General features: G+C 60.1%; 5 protein-coding genes. 3 read left to right on the top strand and 2 right to left on the bottom strand.

The features are described from left to right. Positions 1–477: recombinase family protein (locus B2U11_RS14290; RefSeq protein ID WP_292072714.1), on the bottom strand; the 477-nt coding region annotated here is incomplete at its 3' end. A gap of 428 nt (positions 478–905) precedes the next feature. On the opposite strand from B2U11_RS14290, the gene B2U11_RS15790 reads away from it, so the two are divergent. The 3 genes from B2U11_RS15790 (at position 906) to B2U11_RS14295 (ending at position 3,185) form a co-directional block, all read left to right on the top strand. Beyond that, the gene (locus B2U11_RS15790; RefSeq protein ID WP_414632972.1) at positions 906–1,256 is read left to right on the top strand and encodes a helix-turn-helix domain-containing protein; all 351 of its coding nucleotides are present in this window, start codon (positions 906–908) and stop codon (positions 1,254–1,256) included. Positions 1,257–1,488: 232 nt separating this feature from the next. Then, a complete protein-coding gene (locus tag B2U11_RS15795; protein ID WP_414632974.1) occupies positions 1,489–1,857 on the top strand; it encodes an ImmA/IrrE family metallo-endopeptidase in 369 nt (122 codons plus the stop codon). A 491-nt stretch (positions 1,858–2,348) separates the two neighbouring features. Continuing rightward, positions 2,349–3,185: a hypothetical protein gene (locus B2U11_RS14295; protein WP_292072716.1), complete on the top strand. Its 837-nt coding sequence runs from the start codon at positions 2,349–2,351 to the stop codon at positions 3,183–3,185. A gap of 528 nt (positions 3,186–3,713) precedes the next feature. On the opposite strand, the gene B2U11_RS14300 is transcribed toward B2U11_RS14295, so the two are convergent. Then, positions 3,714–4,721: glycoside hydrolase family 5 protein (locus B2U11_RS14300; protein WP_292072718.1), on the bottom strand; the 1,008-nt coding region annotated here is incomplete at its 5' end.

A 4,721-nucleotide genomic window follows, 5' to 3' on the forward strand; every position in this document is an offset into this window, starting at 1 on the left:
GGCGGCGGCGTCCTGAGCCATGGGGCGGCCGAGACTTTCCTTTCCTCTGTGCGTCCTGCCTGTGGCTTCCAGAGAGGCCCTAGCGGCAGCGCGTCCTGCCTGTGTCCGCTCCTTGATCCGATGGCGTTCCATGTCAGCGACTTGGGCCAGCACGGCGAGGATCAACTCCCCGACGCCCCGACCAATGGGGCCGAGGCCGTGAACGTCCACGGTGACGCCTTTGTCGATAAGGAGGCGGACGGTGGCCTGAACGTCCAATGCGTCCCGGCCGAGACGGTCAACCGCATAGACATGAACCACGTCGCCGGGCCGAACCTTACTGAGCAGGTCAGCGAAGCCCGGCCGCTTAGCCGCCAGCGTCCCGCCGCTTACGCCTTCGTCGCTGAACTCTTGATCGAAGTCCCCGCCAATAGCGAGGCGCTGGCTCTCAATGCTCTGGTCCCCGGTGCTGACGCGATAGTAGGCGATGCGGTGCATGGCTGGCTCATAAGTTAGGTGGCGCTCTAAGCTGGCTCATAAGGCCGGCTCAATGCTGCGTCAACATATCTTATGAGCCATAGCGCATAACCTACAACTTCTGAGCCGGGCTCCCCTCCTGTTGGTCACGTCACCTTCGGCGACACTTAGACGGCTTGCTTAGCGGGGACTGCTAGGAGGGCCGCGTGAGGCTTTCGAAGCGGTCGCGCGCGCCCGTCCTCGTCAAACCGGCGCGACGCCAAGCAGACTGATCTGGGGCCGTACCAGAGACGGGCCCGGGGTACGGGGGGATTGGCCTAGAAAAGATCGCACAACTCCAACCGCGCATGTGCGAAATATTTTTCGGTCGGGGTTGAAAAATGAACCGGCTTGGTACATATGACGGTGGTTAGGATTTATCCACCCATGACCAAGGAGGAGAATGAACCATGCTCTCGCCAATCGGGAAGGCGCTTCGCCACCTGAGACTGGAGACCGACGAGAGGCTCATGGACATGGCTCAGAGACTGGACGTGACGTCCTCTTTTCTGTCCGCCGTTGAGATGGGCCGTAAGGTCCCACCGCGCGATCTAGCTGAAAAGGTAATCAAACTTTATGGGCTGTCAGGATTGGCAGCGAATAATATTCGAACCGCATCTTCTGCATCTCAGAGTGTATTCAAAATCGAAGCACAACACGCTTTGGCAAGGGATACCGCTGGACTGCTTGCGGACAAGTTTTCTACGCTATCTGACATCGAACTAAACAAGATTAAGGGTATTCTGCAAAGCAGAGGATAGAACCGAGATGAGCGGCGTTGTCTATAAAGTACCACCACTTTCTGTCGTGTCCGTTCGGACTACGGCTGACAGCCTTCGGTCCGTGCTTAGCTTGGACAGCGAGCCGCTATTCCCTGTGATGACCGTATTGGAGAAGGTGTTGGATAATAGGTTGAATGTTATCCGACTTGAGGTTTGGCCAGATAGAGACCTGCAAGGGGCAGAGGGCCTTACCTTTAGAGATGATGATGGGATGGATAGAATTGTCCTTCCCCAAACGGTCTATCATAGTGCTTGGGAGGACGACGGCCGCGCCCGCTTTACCGCCGCTCACGAAATCGGTCATTGGGCTCTACACTCGACATGCGCCCTAACCCGCGCCCATGCAGATACGCTGAAGCCATTCCAGAACTCAGAATGGCAAGCCAATCTATTTGCTGCCGAAATCCTCATGCCCGTCAAGTTCGTCTACGCGGACGATACGGCTCAGGATCTGTGCACCCGCTTCCGGGTCTCGCTGCAAGCGGCAGAACTAAGACTGCGCAACCTCGCCAAATGGGGCATTGCGCTCAAAAGAAAACCGCCCCGGTTAGGGGGCGGTTCTAGGTTCGTGACTGGGTAACGGGGCTTGCCAGCCGAAGCCAGAAGCCAAGTTCTACAATCACATCGCTAAGCCCTTAGAGGCACAAAATGTGGAACTGGTCAAGGTTTTCGCGCCCCGCTTTTGCAAGGGAAGTCGAGAATGACGAGACGTATTCACGTTCCGCCGGGCTACCGATTGGTCTTCCGGCCGAGCCGCGTAGACCACCGCTCGGGCCGGGTTCTCCACGCTAGAGCCTTCGGGCTGAAGGCGTGGCCGATCCTGGTTCCGGAGTAAGAAAAGCCACCTTCGGTCAGGTGGCCGGAGGTGGCCCCCAACCTCAAACCTCTAAGGAAATTTGATATGAAAATCGGACGCAGCGCCAAAACCGGTCGCTTCACTAAGGTGAGCAAGGCCAAGGCCCGCCCCAACACTCACGTCGTTGAGACGATCAAGCGTAAGAAGTAGACCGGCGGCGGGGCAAGGCTTCGGCTTTCGCCCCGCTATCGCCGCCTGCGGGGGAGCTAGGCCGGATGTTCGAATATTTGGAGAAGCACTGCGCCGACGCCTACAAACGCGAGTTCGATCAGGATGAGAACGTCATTCGGTCCTTACCCTTCTTCGTTGCCGCACTGACTTTAGAACTCGCGCTGCTTAGCCAAATTACGATCCGCCTGCCGCCACCGGCGCTGACTTGGTATGCAGGCATCCTATACGCGCTTCTGGCCGGTGCCGGGCTCGCATACGCCGCTACGATTGTGCTGATGTTCCTAGCGACGTTGCAGCGAACATTCCGCTACACGCCCCCCGAGAGCCAAGTTGTTGATTGGGCCATCAGCCAGCGCAAGGCGTACCTCTCTGCAGGCTTTCCGCGTGCCGAGGTGGACGAGGTCGTCGAAGAGGAACTGCAGGAACAGCTAGCTGAGGAGTTTGCAGCAGCTGCCGAGCATAACCGGACGAACAACATTACGCGCCTGCGCTATCGTGGTTACGCGCTGGGCACCCTGATGTTAGCCTTGCTGCTTGCCCTCACAATGGGAACTATTATCTTTGGAAACCACCTAGTCTCCAAGCCTGGAGCGGGAGCGATTGCTGATGGCGCTGATACAAAAGATCGATCTGGAGAAGGCCAAGTCGGGGTACAAGCGGCTTCGCAATACCCGGACGGGGCAAATGACCCCCGTGAAGCAGTCGGCCAAGACATTGGCGGACCCCCACCCGTTGGAGGACGGCCCGTCGAAACCGTCGATCCAAGACGAAATCCGAGCGAGCCGACCCAAGGGGTTAAAGGCGTTCCCGAAGTACCGAACGGTCAATCAGGGCATCAAGCTCCCCTTCATCCCAACCCTCGGCAAGGTGAGGGAAAATGACTGAGAAAAAACCAGACGGCGGTGCGTCGCCACAAGCGGGCCAAAGCTCAACCGAGAGCAAACCGGCTCAATCACAGAACCCCTTCCCCTCGCACCAACTTCTCAAAAAGTCAGAGGACACCGGCGGTCCCCTACAGCGCCGCAACCGTTAGAGTTTGGATCACCGCGACGGCCCGAAAGGGTGGCGGGCTCGGCCTCGGTTTGCTACACAGGTGCTCCACACAGGGGGCTGAGGCAGCCTCTAAGTGGTTGATTTTCTACCTCGGAGTGAGCCTCCCCTCGGCTCCGCCGTCGCACTCGCCACCACCAGCTAGAGAGACTTCCCTCCCATCGCGCTTTCTTGCTACACTCGCCTCTTCAATATGTAGCAGTCACACTCTGCTAAGTGGTTGATTTTAAATGGGTGGTCGGCAGTCCCTCTCTGTCCGCCACCCCGACGCCAAAACCTGAAGCCGTTAGCGGAACTCTTTGGTCAGGCCTGATTTTTTGGTGCGCGGGTACGGTGGGGGTGCGCGACGCGATGTGCGCTCAGGCGCAATCGTCGTTGAAGCGGTCCGGGCCGTCCCAGCGGCATTCGCCGTCGATGCAGTCGACCAGGTTGCTGCTGAAATCCCCCCGATCATGGTTGAAGAGCTGGAACCAGCCGCCGTCGTCCCAGACCGCCGTGGGCATGGCGTGGTCCGTCGCGTGGCGGGCGTGAAACAGCGAATACCACAGCCGAATGTTGTTGCAGTTCATGGCGGGCAGAACGCTTTGCCAGCCGACGCCCCATTCGCCGATGAAGACGGGCATGTCGCCGCCGACGTCGCGCGCCCAGTCGGCCATCGTCCGCATCGGCGCCTCCATGTCCGCTTCGGTCCACGGGTCGGCGTAGTCGCCCTGGTTGTCGCCGTTGAAGGTCCAGGGATTGTAGTGATGGAAGGTGGCCATCAGATAGGGATCGCGCCCGCCGCCGACGGCGTTCAGGTCCGGCCAGGTGCGAGCCATTTCGTCGGCCCCGAACCACTGGTTTCCGCCGATCAGCACGATACGCTGCGCATCGTCGGCCCGGATGCGGCGATAGGCGCGCCCGGTCATGTCACGCAGTGTCTCCGGCGCCATGGCGTCGTGGTTGGTCAGGTGGGGTTCGTTCAGAATCTCGAACATCAGCCGGTGGTCGCGGCCCTTGAAGCGCGCGCTGATGTCGGACCAAAGCCGTTCCAGGACGTCGGCGCGACCGCCATCCTTCAGTCGCGCCTCGTGGTGGGCGTTGAGCACGACGTAGAGGCCTGGTTGGGCCAGCGCATAGTCGATCACCGCCTCCAGTTCGGCCAGGCGCGGCGCGGCGGGATCGACGGCGCCGGTGTTCGGATCCGCCAGGAGCGTGCCCTGGATCGGCTCGGTCCAGGTGACGGGGATACGAACGGTGCGAAAGCCGCGGGCGTAATAGGCGTCGATCTTGGGACGGGCCGTTTCCAGCGACGGATCGTGCTGGCCGGCGTCGAACATCTGGCCCAGGTTGAAACCCTTGCCCATCGCCGCCGCCGCCTCGCGCGC

The organism is Brevundimonas sp. UBA7534 (assembly GCF_002479325.1).
In the GTDB taxonomy this organism is placed as follows: Bacteria; Pseudomonadota; Alphaproteobacteria; order Caulobacterales; family Caulobacteraceae; genus Brevundimonas.